13 protein-coding genes are annotated in these 15402 nt (G+C 44.1%); 8 read left to right on the forward strand and 5 right to left on the reverse strand.

The window, feature by feature from the left end; translation table 11 throughout:
- Positions 1 to 197 precede the first annotated feature (197 nt).
- The 5 genes from rpmB (at position 198) to VGB26_02380 (ending at position 8260) form a co-directional block, all read left to right on the forward strand.
- Complete coding sequence (rpmB, locus tag VGB26_02360) at positions 198 to 389, forward strand: 50S ribosomal protein L28 (protein HEX9756629.1); 192 nt, start codon at positions 198 to 200, stop codon at positions 387 to 389.
- Positions 390 to 1084: 695 nt separating this feature from the next.
- Positions 1085 to 3841 (forward strand): diguanylate cyclase, encoded by a 2757-nt coding sequence (locus VGB26_02365; GenBank protein ID HEX9756630.1) that lies wholly within the window; start codon positions 1085 to 1087, stop codon positions 3839 to 3841.
- 56 nt (positions 3842 to 3897) lie between these two features.
- Entirely contained in the window at positions 3898 to 5037 is a 1140-nt protein-coding gene (locus VGB26_02370) for a cytochrome c peroxidase (protein HEX9756631.1), read from the forward strand.
- 201 nt (positions 5038 to 5238) lie between these two features.
- Positions 5239 to 5826: a hypothetical protein gene (locus tag VGB26_02375; GenBank protein ID HEX9756632.1), complete on the forward strand. Its 588-nt coding sequence runs from the start codon at positions 5239 to 5241 to the stop codon at positions 5824 to 5826.
- Between the two features lies 1 nt (position 5827).
- Positions 5828 to 8260 carry a methyl-accepting chemotaxis protein gene (locus VGB26_02380; GenBank protein HEX9756633.1) on the forward strand — a complete coding sequence of 811 codons (2433 nt, stop codon included), beginning with the start codon at positions 5828 to 5830 and terminating at the stop codon, positions 8258 to 8260.
- A gap of 48 nt (positions 8261 to 8308) precedes the next feature.
- On the opposite strand, the gene VGB26_02385 is transcribed toward VGB26_02380, so the two are convergent.
- The gene (locus VGB26_02385) at positions 8309 to 9088 is read right to left on the reverse strand and encodes a transporter (GenBank protein ID HEX9756634.1); all 780 of its coding nucleotides are present in this window, start codon (positions 9086 to 9088) and stop codon (positions 8309 to 8311) included.
- Between the two features lie 454 nt (positions 9089 to 9542).
- On the opposite strand from VGB26_02385, the gene VGB26_02390 reads away from it, so the two are divergent.
- Positions 9543 to 10262, forward strand: a complete 720-nt coding sequence (locus VGB26_02390; protein ID HEX9756635.1) for a hypothetical protein — start codon at positions 9543 to 9545, stop codon at positions 10260 to 10262.
- 197 nt (positions 10263 to 10459) lie between these two features.
- Here VGB26_02390 and tsaA read toward each other — a convergent pair whose 3' ends face one another.
- The 4 genes from tsaA to VGB26_02410 form a co-directional block, all read right to left on the reverse strand.
- The gene (gene tsaA, locus VGB26_02395; GenBank protein ID HEX9756636.1) at positions 10460 to 10897 is read right to left on the reverse strand and encodes a tRNA (N6-threonylcarbamoyladenosine(37)-N6)-methyltransferase TrmO; all 438 of its coding nucleotides are present in this window, start codon (positions 10895 to 10897) and stop codon (positions 10460 to 10462) included.
- A complete protein-coding gene (locus VGB26_02400) occupies positions 10898 to 11515 on the reverse strand; it encodes a hypothetical protein (protein ID HEX9756637.1) in 618 nt (205 codons plus the stop codon).
- A gap of 40 nt (positions 11516 to 11555) precedes the next feature.
- A complete protein-coding gene (locus VGB26_02405) occupies positions 11556 to 13190 on the reverse strand; it encodes an acetolactate synthase large subunit (GenBank protein ID HEX9756638.1) in 1635 nt (544 codons plus the stop codon).
- Between the two features lie 286 nt (positions 13191 to 13476).
- Positions 13477 to 13830, reverse strand: a complete 354-nt coding sequence (locus tag VGB26_02410) for a DUF488 domain-containing protein (protein HEX9756639.1) — start codon at positions 13828 to 13830, stop codon at positions 13477 to 13479.
- A 540-nt stretch (positions 13831 to 14370) separates the two neighbouring features.
- Between VGB26_02410 and VGB26_02415 the strand changes: the two genes are divergently transcribed.
- Entirely contained in the window at positions 14371 to 14640 is a 270-nt protein-coding gene (locus tag VGB26_02415) for a type II toxin-antitoxin system prevent-host-death family antitoxin (protein HEX9756640.1), read from the forward strand.
- Positions 14637 to 15053: a type II toxin-antitoxin system VapC family toxin gene (locus VGB26_02420; protein ID HEX9756641.1), complete on the forward strand. Its 417-nt coding sequence runs from the start codon at positions 14637 to 14639 to the stop codon at positions 15051 to 15053. The genes VGB26_02415 and VGB26_02420 overlap by 4 nt, the downstream gene beginning before the upstream one ends.
- Positions 15054 to 15402 lie beyond the last annotated feature (349 nt).

The following is a 15402-nucleotide window of genomic DNA, read 5'->3' on the forward strand; positions in this document are numbered from 1 at the left end:
GCAATAAAACAATCATTGCCTTACATCGCCCTAATCTAAAAAGAATTTGTTTTAAAGCAGCCCTATTTTTTAAACCGTCCATCCACCTGAAATCCTTTTGGTAATTTCCCAAACCTCTTGCAACTGAAGCGAAGGGTATGTTAACATACCTCTTTTTTTGGTTCAAGATTTATCCGATTTGGGAAAAGGAGAAAAGCATGGCAAAAATATGTGAGATTTGCGGGAAAAACAGGTCCATAGGAAATAATGTGAGTCACGCCAATAACAAAACAAAGCGGGCTTTCTACCCCAATTTACGGAAAGTCAAAGTGTTGGTTAAAAACGCCACACAACACCTTAAGATATGTACCCGGTGTATCCGTTCGGGAAAAGTGAAAAAAGCCGTTTAAAGGACGTTTGACAGATTTTGGAACACCGCTATACTTGAAAGGAGTTAAGCCATAAATAATTATAGATTAATTTCATTTTTACCTCGGAATTTTCGGGGTTCGATTAAAAAACCATGCAAATGTTTTGCCCAACCAAGGCCAAGGAGTCTTATCTCAGCGGGTTGTTTAACCCCCGGGTTCCATCAACGATTTTCTCCCCCTTCCTTTCATTCTTTTATTTAATCTTAAAGCATCCCCAAAAAAAATTATCTGTCCTAAAAAGGAACCACCCTTCCGGATCAAATGCCTCAAAAAGCAGAAAACCTAAACCCTTTTCAATAAAAAAGCCTCAATCTGGGCTAAAGAATTTCCTTTTTTTATTATCTTTTCCAAAGACTATCCAATTGTCCCATTTTCATTATTTTTTAAAAAAAGGTCTCTCCCTTTTAATTTTTCACCCGTTTTTTTTCGAAAATATTTCAAAAAGATTTAGAAGATGTCTTTTAACGGTCCGCCGATCTCGGGTCAAAAACATAAACGAAACAGGAAAATATGGAAGCGAAAGTAGTTTGCTTAAAAGCAAGTGGTGCCTAATATTTCTTTTTTATAACCATTTCAGAAACCCCATAACCTTCTAAATGAATATCAAAAGAAAAATTCTAACAAGCCTTCAAACAAAATTGATTCTCATCCTATTTTTAGTGGGGGTAATCCCCATGGGGTTAGGAACACTATATGCCTACGGTGTTGCAAATAAAGCAAATATGGAAGACCAATTGGACCTTTCCCAAAAACAGCTTGACTACATCAGTTTCGAAATCCTTGAAACGTTTAAAAATGCTAAAAATAATATTTTAATCTCTGCTGAGAATTTCGTTTTTGAACGCTATTTTACGGACCCAATCAACAAAGACCGTTGGGTTTCAGAAACCGGACAGGCCCTTCTTTATTTTGCCTCACTTAATCCGGAAACCATCGGAGATGTTTGTTTGGTTGATAAAAAAGGAAGTAAAATTTGCCGGAATCTTCAAAATCAAACAACCCCTACCCAGGATCTTTCATCGAATAAAATTTTTAAACCGTTTTCCAAACCAGGATTTGATTTAAAAAAAGGGGAGGTATATCAGGGAACCCCTTACTTTTCTGATGAAATTCAAGAATGGGTGGTTCCAACAGTGACTCCAATTATTTTATCCAACGGAGAAAAAGTCGGCATTACCTATTTTGAAATCAAAATTAATTACTTTAAGGACTTATTAAACCGGGGAATCCGACCCCAAACCATGGCCTTTATTTCAGATTCCAAAGGAAGAATCCTCTCCCAAACACAACACAATCAAACCCAGGATTTTTTTTTAAAGGGAGAAAAAATAGCCTTTGATAATTACTTTCAAAATGTTCTTCAGGAAATGACTCTGGGTGGAGATGGAATAAGAAAAACTGAAATTAACGGAAAGGAATACCACATCATTTTTCAGCCAGTCCCTTTGCCAAGCTATAACCAAAACCAATGGTCCGTAGGATTTATCTTTCCCACAACCTCTGTGGATTTCAGTTCAGGGGGAGTCAAATATATTTTCTTTTTCTTAACGACAACCTTTGGGGTTATGGGAATAGCCTTTCTATTCGGAAGGAGAATTACCCACCCTATACAAACCCTCACCCAAGCGACTCGCGCAATTACCTCTGGAAACTTAAATCAACAAGTTGAGGTAAAAGGAAGTGATGAAGTTGGAATCTTGGGACAAGCATTTAAAACCATGACCGAATCGCTTTCACAGGCAGGCGAGCAGGAAAGGAGAAGGGTCCGTCAACTTGCCATTTTAAACGAAATCGGAGTGGCTCTCTCTTCAGAAAACTCACAATTGGAAGACCTCATTTCAATCATTCTGGAAACATCTCAGAAACTCATCAAATCAAAAAATGGTGGAATCATACTAATCAATCCAACTACCAAACGAACTGAAAAAATGCTTTTTTCATCGGAATTCCTTGGAAACATCGATCCTGAAACAGCAACCCGGCATCCACTTCTTTCCCGCCTTTTACTAGAGGGCACTTCGGTTCGAATTACCAAAAATGAAGCCCGGTTTTATGAATCTCCTCTCTCAACAAAATTTCCCGTTTCCCTTTTGGGAGTCCCTTGTATTCATAAAGGGAAAACCTTGGGAGCCATCATCATTGCCGACAGGGAAGAAGAAGGCCCCTACCGACAGGAAGAAGAAGACCTTCTTCTTAGCTTGGCCTTTCAGGTCAGCATGGTTATTGAACGAAATCGGTTATTTGAAAAAGCAAAACACCTTTCGGTGACTGATAGTCTAACGGGCCTTTTCAACCACCGACAATTTCATTACCTTTTAGAAAAGGAAATCGAGCGGAGTGAACGGTACAAACATCAGGTTTCAATTATTTTTATGGATATCGATTTTTTTAAGGGAATTAATGATATTTACGGACACCAGGCAGGGGATTCTTTTTTAAAAATATTGGGGATCATTATCAAGGAAATGATTCGGGCCGTTGATATTCCTGCCCGATATGGGGGTGAAGAATTTGGAATTATTCTTCCGGAAACTTCGGGAAAGGGTGCCTTTCAATTGGCGGAATCCATCCGCGAGAGAATCAACGAATATGAATTTCTTACCCCCAACAATCAAATGGTTAAAATTTCAGTGAGTATTGGTGTGGCCACATATCCGGAAAATGCGTCCCAAAAAGATACCCTCCTCGGTGCTGCCGATCGTGCACTGTATTCAGCAAAGGCTTTGGGACGGAACAATGTTCAGCGGTATCAGGAGGCATTGGAATATGAGGTCAATAAACACATTGATCACCTTAAAAATGTTTTTGAAAACCCCACCCTTAAAACCATTGGAAATTTGGCAGCCCTGGTGGACCAAAAATCCATTCATTATAGCCATCACTCAAAAGAAGTAACCAAATACGCCCTACTTATGGCGGAAGCCCTTAACCTCAATTCTGAAATGCGTGAATGCCTTCGGATCGCGAGCCTCCTTCATGACCTGGGGCTTGTGGGCGTTCCCGATTACATACTTAATAAGCCGGGGCCTTTGGATCCCGAAGAAAAAGCCATTATTCATAAACATCCCAAGGCCATCCAAGCGTTATTTACTCCTAACCCGCAACTGATGGAGGCTATCCCCATTATTGTGGCACATCACGAACGTTTTAATGGGACCGGTTATCCCTCTGGGTTGAAGGGACCAGAAATCCCACTTCTCTCCAGAATTCTCAGTATTGCGGAGGCTTATCAGGCAATGACTTCTTTTCGGCCTTATCGCCGTTCCATGACCCATGATGAAGCCATTCAAGAAATAAAACGCCACAAAGGTACACAATTTGACCCGGAAATCGTAGATACCTTTATTTCGGTTATTTCAAAGGAAAAAAGCAATATTAAGGATAAACACCTTCAAAGTGGAGCGGAATTAAATAGGGACATTAAAAAATAAAAGGTCGTACTCCTTCATACCCAACGGCCTAATTCGAAAAACAGGAGGGATATACAATGCTACACACAAAGAAATTTAAGGCACGGCCCCTTTTATGGTCTTTATTAGGGGGATGCCTCATGATGATTCTTTCCATCGGTTTTGGAGGAAACCTCTTTGCAGAGATTTCCTCTGGTGATCTTCCCAATGAAAAAGATGTGGAAAAAGCTCGAAGAGTGGTTATTAATGTCAAAAACATTGATACATTTGAATACCTTCCGGGGGAAATTGGGCCCCTACCCGCAGTTCCCATTCCAGCGGATAATCCCCAAACCCGGGCAAAGATTGATTTGGGGAAAATGCTGTTTTTTGATAAACGCCTTTCAGGGGATAATTCCATGAGCTGTGCCACCTGTCATGACCCTGAAAAAGGCTACTCCGATGGGAGAAAAAGGTCCATCGGTTTTGGGGGAAAAGAATTAGGACGCCATTCTCCCACTGTAATGAACATTGCCTATAATGGCGCCCAATTTTGGGATGGCCGTGCAGGAACCATGGAACAACAGGCCATGGGTCCGATCGAAGCCGAGGTAGAAATGAATCTCCCCAGGGAAGAAATGGTGATTCGTCTCAATGATGTTCCGGAGTACAAAAAGCGCTTTTTGGGGGTTTTTGGGGAAGGGCCTAGCCTTGAAAACGTGGGAAGAGCCATTGCGGCTTTCGAGCGAACCATTGTCACTCCCAATTCGGCTTTTGATCAATATATGCGGGGAAACAAACAAGCCTTGACTAAACAGGAAAAGAAAGGGCTGGTTCTTTTTGTGAGTAAAGCAGCCTGCACCCAATGCCACAATGGAGTGAACTTCTCCGATAGTCAATTCCATGTCCTCGGTGTTCCCCAAGTGGGACCGGTAAAGGAGGATTTGGGCCGTTTCGAGGTCACTAAAAATGAAAAAGACAAAGGTGCTTTCAAAACACCTTCTCTGAGAAATGTTGGAATGTCAGCCCCCTATATGCACGACGGGGCATTTGAAACTTTGGACGAGGTTGTAGCCTTTTACAATAATGGGGGCGGGGTACACTCCAATAAGTCTCCTAAGATGATGATGTTAAACCTGACGAAAAGGGAACGGAGGGACCTGCTGGCTTTCCTTAAAAATGGTCTCACTGGACAGCTTCCGATTGTTATGGCTCCTGATCTTCCGAAGGCCAAGTAAGCCTTTTGATCATTCATAGAAATGGGAAAGCGGTGCCCAGAGGAATTTGCACAAGGGGATTAAGGGAAAACCAAAATGCACCGCTTCCCAATCGATAAAAGGACATGGGATGCCCTTTTATTCTTTTGTGTGGGATTTCAGATTTAGGAATCAATTTGTGCTGACCTTAATGATAGGAACCATAAAACAGGGAGGAGATAAGTGAAAACGAAACTAATGATTGTTCTACTTCTTTTCGCCATTGGAAACGGTCCCATGGTTTACGCGGGAACCATCACAGGGAAGGTTCAAGTCCCTGGAAAAAAAGACCTAAGCAACATTATTGTCTATTTGGAAAATGTTAAAGGAACCTTTCAGGCACCGAGTAAAAGACCGGAAATGAATCACATCAACCTTCAGTTTGTTCCGGGAAATCTAGCGGTAATCCAAGGGACCACGGTTGATTTTCCTAACAGCGATCCGGTTTTCCATAGCGCTTTTTCGATTTCAAAAACAAATCCCTTTGATTTGGGAATCTATGGACAAGGCCGGGAAAAATTTGTGGCTTTTCAAAACCCAGGTTTAGTGGAAATTTTCTGCCATATTCACAGCCATATGCATGCTTTTGTCTTGGTATTGGAGAATCCTAATTTCGGCATTACGTCCCAGGATGGCAGCTATACCATTCGGGATGTTCCCAATGGAAACTATAGTGTAAAGGCTTGGGCAAGTCCATCGGTAAACAATGCAAAAGCGGTAAATGTCTCTGGAACCACAACGGTAGATTTTACGCTAACTACGGAGAACTAGAATGGCAAACTTGGGGGACCTTCACAGATCAAAGTTCGGAAGCCTTACACTTCAGAAAAAAATTCTTTTCCTGATGGTCGTGGTAATGAGCGGACTCATTATCACGACCCTGTTGATCGTTAATTTATTTACAAAAGCCGAACTTGATAAAACACTACAAAAGGATCTAAAAAAGACTCAGACCCTTTTTGAGAATTATCAAGCGCTTCGAACCAAAGAAATATCCGTGGAGAATAAATTAATCGGCGAAGTCCCTTTTCTAAAAGCGCTTTTATCCACACGGGATAGGGAAACCATATTGGGTTTTGCCAAAAGCTTTCAAGCTCAAATTGGAAGTGACCTTTTCTTAATTACCGATGGGGAAGGAGGCATCCTGGCCAGTACGGATCAGAGCCGCTCCCAAGGCAATTTAACAGGAGAACACTCCATCAAAATAGCTTTAGGGGGGACTGAAACCCATGGGGTTTTTGTTACCCGAAATGCCCTGTATCAGGTGACCTCCGCTCCCGTTGCCGTCGGGGATTCCATCCTCGGTACCATTACCATTGGGTACAAAATTGATGATTCCCTGGCAGAAGAAATTAAAAAAATGACCGACAGTGAAATTAGTTTTATTGTCGATGGCTCCCTCGTTGCTACCACCTTAAGCGGAGATAACAGAAAAAATATCAATGACCAATTAAAAACAATCAAGGATGAAATCCGGTCTGTTTCGAGCCAACAGAAACCAAGTGAGCATTTTGATGTGGCTATGGGATCGGAAAATTATATTTCAGTTTTGGTTCCATTAACTGCTGAAGGGAAAATGGAAGGGGCTTACCTGATCCAAAGAAACCGCGAAGAAGTTGCGGGTTTTTTGGGCACGATCATGAATTATATCTTTTTAGTCAGCTTAGGGATATTGCTGGTAGGTTCTTACGTTAGCTATTTGCTAGCCAAACAAATTTCAGACCCCATTATCTCCATCGTAAGAGGATCCAAAGCAATGGCCGATGGAGACCTTTCTACTATCGTAACCGTCAAACAAAGGGACGAAATTGGGGTTCTTGCAAAAGCTTTTAATGAAATGTCAGGAAGGCTCCGAAATTTAATATCACAGGTCCGGGAAAACACTTTGGCCGTAACGGACGTTTCGCAGAAACTCCATCAAACCAGCGATGGAATATCCTCAGAGGTAAACAAACAGGAAAGTGCGGTTGAAGAAACCTCTTCTTCGATCATACAAATGGGGGCTTCGATTACGGAAGTTAATAAAAACGTTGAATTATTGTCTTTGTCGGCAAACGATACCTCTAGCTCCATTCTGGAAATGGATGCAACCATTAACGAGATTGCAAATCATATGGATAACCTCTCCAGCGCCATCGAGGTGACCTCCTCCTCCATTTCTGAAATGACTTCAAGCGTCAAAGAAATTGCTCTAAGTATTGAGACCCTACATAGCGCAACCGATAATACAGCATCTTCCCTTCACGAACTCAACGCATCGGTACAACAGGTGGAGATAAACGCCCAACGGAGTAATGAGTTATCTGAAAATACAACTTCCGAGGCTCAAAAAGGAAAAAAATCTATTACTGAAACCATTACCGGAATGCAGGAAATAAAATCCAGTTTTATGGAAGTTCAGGAAATTGTTTCTCGGTTAGCCCAAAAATCAGATTCCATCGGAAAAATCGTCAAAGTGATCGACGAAGTGGCTGGGCAAACCAACCTCCTCTCCCTCAACGCCGCCATCATAGCGGCTCAAGCCGGAGAACATGGAAAAGGATTCGCGGTAGTAGCGGAGGAGGTCAAAAGCTTGGCAGAGCGAACAGCTTCCTCTACACGGGAAATTGCAGTTTTAATCAAGGATGTCCAGGATGAAACATTAAATGCCGTTAATGCCATGGTTCATGGTTCTGAAAGGGTTCAAAAAGGTGTTTCTTTGTCAAACGAGTCAGGAACCGTGTTGGGAGCCATTATCGAAAGTTCCCACCTCTCCACAGAAATGGTCAAAGAAATTGTAAAAGCCACCAAAGAGCAATCCAGGGGAATACAAGAAGTGGATAAGGCCATGGTGCAAATTAAAGAAATGGTTCAACAAATCAATCGGGCCACGCATGAACAGGAAAGCGCAAGCGTTGAAATTACAAAGGCAGTTGAAAATATGCGCGTATTGGGACACGAGGTGAAAAGATCAACCCAGGAACAAAGCAAAGGAAGCAAATTGATAACAACAGCAGTGGAGAAGGTTACTGAAATGATTAATCACATTTTAGAGGCTACCCAGGAACAAAGCCAAGGAAGTGAACGAATAAACCATGCTCTTGAAATTTTCAAGGAAACTGCTGAAGAAAACGTTCATCGAGTCGCAGAAATGAATAATTTTGTTGGAACCCTAACCTCCCGTTCCCAACAGTTAGAGCAGGAAATTAAAAAATTCAAACTCTAAAATGCTCCCTTTTCCCCACTTAAAGAAAGGGGAAAACACCTCTCGGGACTAAAACCGGTAAGTCACGCCGGTGTTTACAAAAACATCCGGACTGGCGTCTGTTAAACCAAATCCAAATGATCCGTCAATCGATAAGGCGGAAATCAATTGATATAAAGCCCCAAACTGAACCGCTACTGAATCCGTAGGTTGACTGGGATTGCGCTGGGTCTCTCCTGCAAGCTCGGCAATGACATGTAAGGGATCAATCACGGTTAAAATATCAAAAGCCAGGGAATATTGAAATACATCTCTAAACGACTGATTATTCGGATTCCCGGTTAAAACATACCCCAAATTCAGATGCACCAGAATAGGAAAAAACTCCTTACTGGCAATTCCAATCAACCCTACATCGGGTTCGCCAGTACATTCAGGGCTCAAGTTTTTACTACGATCACAGGAAGGAAATTTTATAAAAAGTTGTGACGACAGCGACAGCGGGTTGGCTTCCCTTCCTTTCAAAAACCGAAGCTTTGATTTAATTCGAATATCTCCAATGCCATCGGATGAATCCCTCCCCGATTTAAAAATAACTGGAACCGAGACACCAAAATCCAAATTATTGATGACCCCCTGAGTAAAATCCACCACCCAAGGAAACCTCCGGTCATCGGAATCATACCGTTGAAAGGATATACCTGTTTCCAGTCTGGACTTTCCCCTTTCTATGGGAATGGCATCTTCGGTTATAAAGAATGGACGAACCGCAGAGGATGTAGAAGGGGTTAATGGAAAAAAACAAAGGAAAACAAAAAAAACAAAGCCGGGTTTCAGACGGAGTTTCACAATTTTCCTATTCTTTGTTGATTGTATTTTATATAAATTTTTGGATCATTCTACTGGTGGACCCAAACCTTGTCAAGAAAATAACCTGTTCAGAAAATTTTCGGATAGGACACCATTATTCCTTGTCTTTTAATATGAATAAGCTCTCAATTGTTTTTTTGAAAACGGATTGTCGGAAATAACCTATCATTAATCTAATCTCAAAATACGGTTTTTATTTGGATGAAAAAGTAAGACGAAATTATGCCTTTTTATGAAAAATTATTCACACTTAGTGAAAATGTTCAATTCCTAAAAACAATTAAAAGGGGGCAGGTTTGTCTTGTTTTGTCATATAGACATAATCTCCATTAAAATCAAAAGGTTTCAGTATCTGCAAAAACTGGACCAGGGAATGGCAAACCATTTGCACTAATTAAGCTGCAGGTAAAGCAGCAATATTGGAGGTAATGGAATGTTCTTGGGTTCTGTTTTTAAAAGAAAACTTAAAAACCCTGCCCTTTTTCTGGTTATAACCACCATTGCCTTACCTTTAATTTTTACAGGGTCAATTTCCTTCGCAAGCCATCCCATTTCTAGCGCTTCCAAAACCTTTGAACCCTGGAGGGTTTTTCTTCATAAAATGGATCACCGACTTTCCGGTGAAATCTTATATTTTGTTTCGGAGCTTCCATCGAATTATTATTCCAATTTCACCACTGACCCTTCAAATAGATCTCCCCTCTCCCCGGTGTTTAGCTTAGAACGGGACCGTGAATTAAACCTAAGCGCCCAGGCGGCCATCCAAAGCACGGTAATTAAAACGCTCAACGATCTCCATTGGGTTGCAATAGCCAAAGGGTACCTGGAAGGCCTTACCCATGCCCGCCTGACGATATCCAATGGGATCTCTTTTCAGGGACCATCACTGGGAAAATTGAATCAGGATTTAAATCCAAATTCTCCCCCACTTCTGGTCAGTGATTTTTCATTAACCCAGTTTCCCACCCCGGGTTTAGCAATCCGAACCGCACATCAGCTTTTTGAAACAAGGTTAAACTACATTCCACTCAATGAATTTCCCCTGACGGTCAGGGTGGAACGTTCGTTCATTCTAAAATCAAAGATCGGTCTCAATTTTAGATGGTCGGAGGAACAGAACGACATTCTCACCACGTTTCAAATGCCTTTCTAAATTTAAAAACCTCCTTTTCTCCTCAAATTCACCCTTTTTGTTAAACGCAGGAAAGCAAACCTTCTCTTTGGTTTAATCCCCGGAAATGGTTGAGTGTTAATCGTGATGGGTGAGAAGTGTCTGCGAAAGCAGCTTTTGGAGCGGGCTACGGGAATCGATCAACAAATCGTAACAAAAAAATTCCTTTTTAAGGATTCCTACTTTTGATCTAGCCAACCCTGTTGCGCGTCGGGGCGGCTGTTGAAATGCTTAAGGTAGGGTTTTATATCCAAGACCGGCGTTTTATCCAACACATCCACCCCACGGACAAACAGTCTCCTCCCCTCACGCTTGAGAAGCTTTACCGTCAGAATGCCGATGGCGTTCGGGCGATGGGGAGACCGGGTGGCAAATACCCCTTTCTCCTTCTTTTGCATCGGCGGGATCACTTTCAGTGGTTTGACCCTGCTCAGGTGAAAGGCGAAAATAACCAGAAGATGTGAAAACCCGTCGATGTCTATCAGCCCCTCTTCATAGACAGGGTCAATCTCAATGATTCCCTCTGCCGTGGGCGCTTCACCCAGACTCTTTGGAATGTTCTCCAAAGTCTTATAAGGGGTGTGAATGACCCCAATGGGAGTATAAGTGAAATCCATTTATTCCTGAAAGGCCTCCAAAAACCGGCGTAATCCTAATTTGGCACCGCCGATCCACGGCTCCCCGTGAGCAAATAGAAGATGATCGAATTCCCGCTCCAGGTGTTTGAAAAAAATGTGATGCAGACCTTTCTTGACGGCTTTCGGATTCTCTCCCATCAGCGCATCAGGCACGAAACCCAGCTCACCATCATATCGAACGAGGGCATCGCCGATTGCCAAGATACCTCCGGACTGAGGAAAATAAAATGCCGTCTCCTCCGGACACAGCACGCCGACTTCCAGTGCCAAGACATCTCCCGGGAGCCGAACCCCGTGATTGAAACCATGCACTTTCTGTTTTTTGGAAAATTCATGGAGCCCGGTACTGTGACACCAAACCTTTGCTCCAAAGGAAGCAATAAACCGATTGCTGTTTCGATAATGAAGTCTGTTGGTCAAAAAAATGTGTTTAGGAGGGTTTTGATTTTTAAACCAGGCCATTTCTTCATTCGGAACCCTCGGGTCGATCAGCACAGCAGGATCGGTGGTACAAAAGTAGTATGAGTGAACATCTTCCTCGATTTCTTCATGGAAAGTCACCCAGTGGAACACGCCGGGGAGAATTTCCTTAATCATTTGCCAGCCTTTCCCATGGGATCATTTTTTTCCGTGATGATTACGATGGGCAGATTAACCGCCCCAAACGCTCCATGAGATGGGAGTTTTCCGAATAATCGACCGGTACGTCGATGACCGATGGCACCTTGAGGGCCAACGCTTCTTTCAGGACAGGTGCCAATTCCGAGGCTGCGCCGATGCGAAACCCTCTGGCCCCATAGGACTCGGCGAGCTTGACAAAGTCGGGATTCGTTAGCTCGGTGGCAAACGATCCGCCGAAGCGTTGTTTCTGTTTCCATCGGATCAAACCAAAACCGTTATCGTTGAAGATCAAGGTTACGAAGGCAATCCCCAGCCGGCAAGCCGTTTCCAATTCCGCGCAGTTCATTAGAAACCCCCCGTCCCCGCATACCGCCAGGACGTTGCGGTTCGGATGAACCAGTTTAGCGGCAACCGCCCCCGGCAGAGCGATCCCCATGGCGGCAAACCCGTTGGAGATGATCACCGTATTGGGCAGATAGGCAGGAAAGAGCCGGGCGATCCATATCTTGTGGGCCCCCACATCGCTGATCAGAATATCTTCTCGACCAAGGGCCCGGCGGATGTCACGGATGATCCGTTGGGGTTTGAGGGGAAACCTGTCTGAGGCGCTGATGGCCTCATATTCCTCAACCAGATAGGCACGGAGCGTCTTGTTGTAGGTTATCTCTTTCCGGCCCTTCACCTCCCCGGCCAATCGCTCAAAGGTCTCCCGAACGTCCGCCACGATCTCCACATTGGCCTGATAGCAGCCATCCACCTCTCCTGGGGTAAAATCGATATGGACGATAGGCTTCTTTCCATCGGGATTCCAGTGGCGCGGGGCGTATTCCACGGGGTCATACCCGGCGGCGATAATCAGATCGGCTCGATCGAACCCGCAGGAGACATAGTCCTGGGCCTGGAGCCCGATGGTAAGCAACGACAACTCATGATTCCAGGGCATGACCCCTTTGGCCATGAAAGTGTTCGCCACCGGGATTCCTGTTTTCTGAGAAAACTGAAGTAGGGCATCGGCGGCATGCCCACGCACCACCCCGTTGCCGGCCAGAATCAGGGGATAACGGGCACGGTCGATAAGATCGGCAGCGGCCTTCACAGCCGCTCCGTCGGGGGAGGGCCGGCGTGTGTGCGATGACAACAGCGGGGCACCCTGAACATCCATTTCCGCCACATCCTCCGGTAACGCGATATGGCAGGCCCCCGGCTTTTCCGCCTGGGCAATCTTGAACGCCTTCCGCACCACTTCGGGAATGGTCGATGCCCGTTCGACGCGGGTGTTCCATTTGGTCAGGGGGGCGAAGAAACGAATAGTATCGACATATTGATGGGACTCTTTGTGGATCTGTTCAAGCCTCGCCTGAGCCGTGATAGCCACCAACGGAGCGTGGTCAAGATTGGCATCGGCCACACCTGTGGCAAGATTGGTGGCGCCGGGACCCAGCGTGGAGAGGCAAACCCCCGCTCGCCCGGTCAGGCGCCCATAGAGATCGGCCATAAACGCAGCGCCCTGCTCATGCCGCGTCGGGACGAACGTGATGCTGGATGAACGCAACGATTCGAGCAGGTCCAGGTTCTCTTCTCCCGGAAGGCCGAAGATGTACTTTACCCCTTCGCGCTCCAAACATTTCACAAACAGGTCCGAGGCTTTCATCGGATCGGCCTTTCAACGGTGGTGTGGTATCAGAAAACGATTATAGCTTCCCTACCGATGAACACAAATCAGTCGGAATTGGCAGGCTTCGGGAAAGTAATCTCATATGGTTAATCAGGAAACCAGATGCCCTGAGCCTGGAGAACTGCTTTCCCATTGGTACACATGAAGATCATTCGGCATTGTAATATAGCATCGTTTGGGCACAATTGAAAATCAATTCAATTTGCACATATAGATATAAGTTTACCTCCAATGGGAACCCTTCCTTTGCCAGAGTCAATCCCTAAATTTTCAAACCCGTAATGACCTCCTTCAAGGCAACTGCGTTATTGTGTTTTTGATCTTTAGCAGCATAAAGAAACGTAATTATTTTTTCCTCTCTTTCCAATTTTCTAACCTTTTCCAATGATTCCTTTTTATCTTTTAATTCCGTTCTGTATTTGGCCTTAAACTCATCCCATTTTTTGGGATCGTGGGAAAACCATTTTCTCAATTGGTCGGTGGGAGCAATCTCTTTTAACCAAAGGTCTATCTTAGCCTTTTCTTTTGGCAAACCCCTCGGCCAAAGTCTATCCACCAATATTCTGTACCCATCTTTCTTTTCCGGCAAAGCATAAACTCTTTTAACTTTTATCATACAGATTAAGGTCCTCGACCTTTTAAACGTTTATTATCCTGGGATTAATACCTCGTCGCTGGGCCATTACCCGCCCAATGGCTTCAATCTCGGAATTCTCGAGAACTTTTTCCGCAAGCTGGAAAACTTAACCCTCTTCCATGCGGATATGGCTTTGATAAAGAATAGAGAGCGTATCGGGGGAACCGTTCGTGGTGAGAAAGTATATTGAGATCGTTGAAACATATCAAGAGAATTGATTAGGTTTTTCCTCGGATTTGGATTAAAAAAGGTTAGAAGAAAATAGGTTGAGGATCGAGGCAAATCCTGCAATTTGGAGGAAATTTAAGGATTGAAAAAAAGGATTCTGGATAGGATTTGAACCTTTGACATCAAGCCTTGACACTTAGGGCCGAACCTGATTCTAATCCAGTATCACCCAACATGACTTACCAGCGCCTAAAAAATCCGCTCTTCCCGGAGCAGGCGATGGGTTGCATTTTAGATCATTTGAAATGGGGTATTGACAATATGACCAGAAATGGTCATAATTAGACCATCATGAAAACACCTAAAGAATCCGCCGTACGCATCGCTGAATTCAAGGCTCATCTCAGTCAATATCTAAGGAACGTTCGTCGAGGTCATCCTTTGACGCTTCTTGACCGGGAAACGCCAATTGCAAGAATTCTTCCTTATCCCTCAGCACCAGGCAAACTGGCGATTCGAAAACCCCTCCGGTCTGCAAAGGATGTCCACCTCCCCTCTCCGATCAAGAAACACCTCAACAGTCTAAAGGTACTCCTTGAAGAGAGGCAAAAAGAGCGGTGAACGCTTACATGGACTCTTCGGTCATTCTGCGCCTGATCCTGGGAGAGCCAGGCCAACTGACCGGATGGGACCGTTTTGACCGGCTGGTGTGCAGTGAGCTGGCCGAACTGGAATGTCTCAGGGCGGTTGACCGGCTACGTATCAGACACCATCTCGCTGAAGAAGAGGTTCTAACCCGCCGGGAGGCCGTTTTCCATTTACTGGAAGCCATGGAGATCGTTGGGGTGACTAGACCTATCCTCAAAAGGGCAGCGAACACCTTTCCAGTCATGATAGGAACTTTGGATGCAATCCATCTGGCAACCGCTTTGGCTTGGCAGGATGAATATGGTGCAGACCTGACCGTCGCAACGCATGATCGAATGCTCGGACAAGCCGCAAGGGCTTTGGGCCTAAAAACCATAGGGGTATAGAACAAAAGGGAAATGTTTTTTCTCCACTGGGCCTTCCCCAAAAACTCCTATCCCTCTCTTAAAGCTCCTTCACTTAATCCATTCATAGTTAATGTTATCATGATCTGGTAAAGAGCCCCTGATAGTGGTCCTTAATCCATTTTAGATTTAATAAACAAAAAAAATGTTCCCTCCACTCAGGGATTTGTTGAATCATTCAACACATTACAACAGTAGTGTCCCAACGTTGAATGGGTTGCCTGTTCTAACTTATAGAGAAATATTGGTTTTTCTTTTAAAGTGCAATTTTTCGATTTGAAATATTTCTGTCCGATAGGCCACACTTCCGCATACCTGCAGAAGGAGATGG

It is taken from the genome of Nitrospiria bacterium (assembly GCA_036397255.1).
GTDB lineage: Bacteria > Nitrospirota > Nitrospiria > DASWJH01 > DASWJH01 > DASWJH01.

Bases quoted from the DNA above. Each gene is read 5' to 3' on its own strand.
- rpmB (HEX9756629.1), top strand. From the start codon at position 198: ATGGCAAAAATATGTGAGATTTGCGGGAAAAACAGGTCCATAGGAAAT.
- VGB26_02365 (HEX9756630.1), top strand. From the start codon at position 1,085: ATGGGGTTAGGAACACTATATGCCTACGGTGTTGCAAATAAAGCAAAT.
- VGB26_02370 (HEX9756631.1), top strand. From the start codon at position 3,898: ATGCTACACACAAAGAAATTTAAGGCACGGCCCCTTTTATGGTCTTTA.
- VGB26_02380 (HEX9756633.1), top strand. From the start codon at position 5,828: ATGGCAAACTTGGGGGACCTTCACAGATCAAAGTTCGGAAGCCTTACA.
- VGB26_02390 (HEX9756635.1), top strand. From the start codon at position 9,543: ATGTTCTTGGGTTCTGTTTTTAAAAGAAAACTTAAAAACCCTGCCCTT.
- tsaA (HEX9756636.1), bottom strand. From the start codon at position 10,897: ATGGATTTCACTTATACTCCCATTGGGGTCATTCACACCCCTTATAAG.
- VGB26_02400 (HEX9756637.1), bottom strand. From the start codon at position 11,515: ATGATTAAGGAAATTCTCCCCGGCGTGTTCCACTGGGTGACTTTCCAT.
- VGB26_02405 (HEX9756638.1), bottom strand. From the start codon at position 13,190: ATGAAAGCCTCGGACCTGTTTGTGAAATGTTTGGAGCGCGAAGGGGTA.
- VGB26_02410 (HEX9756639.1), bottom strand. From the start codon at position 13,830: ATGATAAAAGTTAAAAGAGTTTATGCTTTGCCGGAAAAGAAAGATGGG.
- VGB26_02415 (HEX9756640.1), top strand. From the start codon at position 14,371: ATGAAAACACCTAAAGAATCCGCCGTACGCATCGCTGAATTCAAGGCT.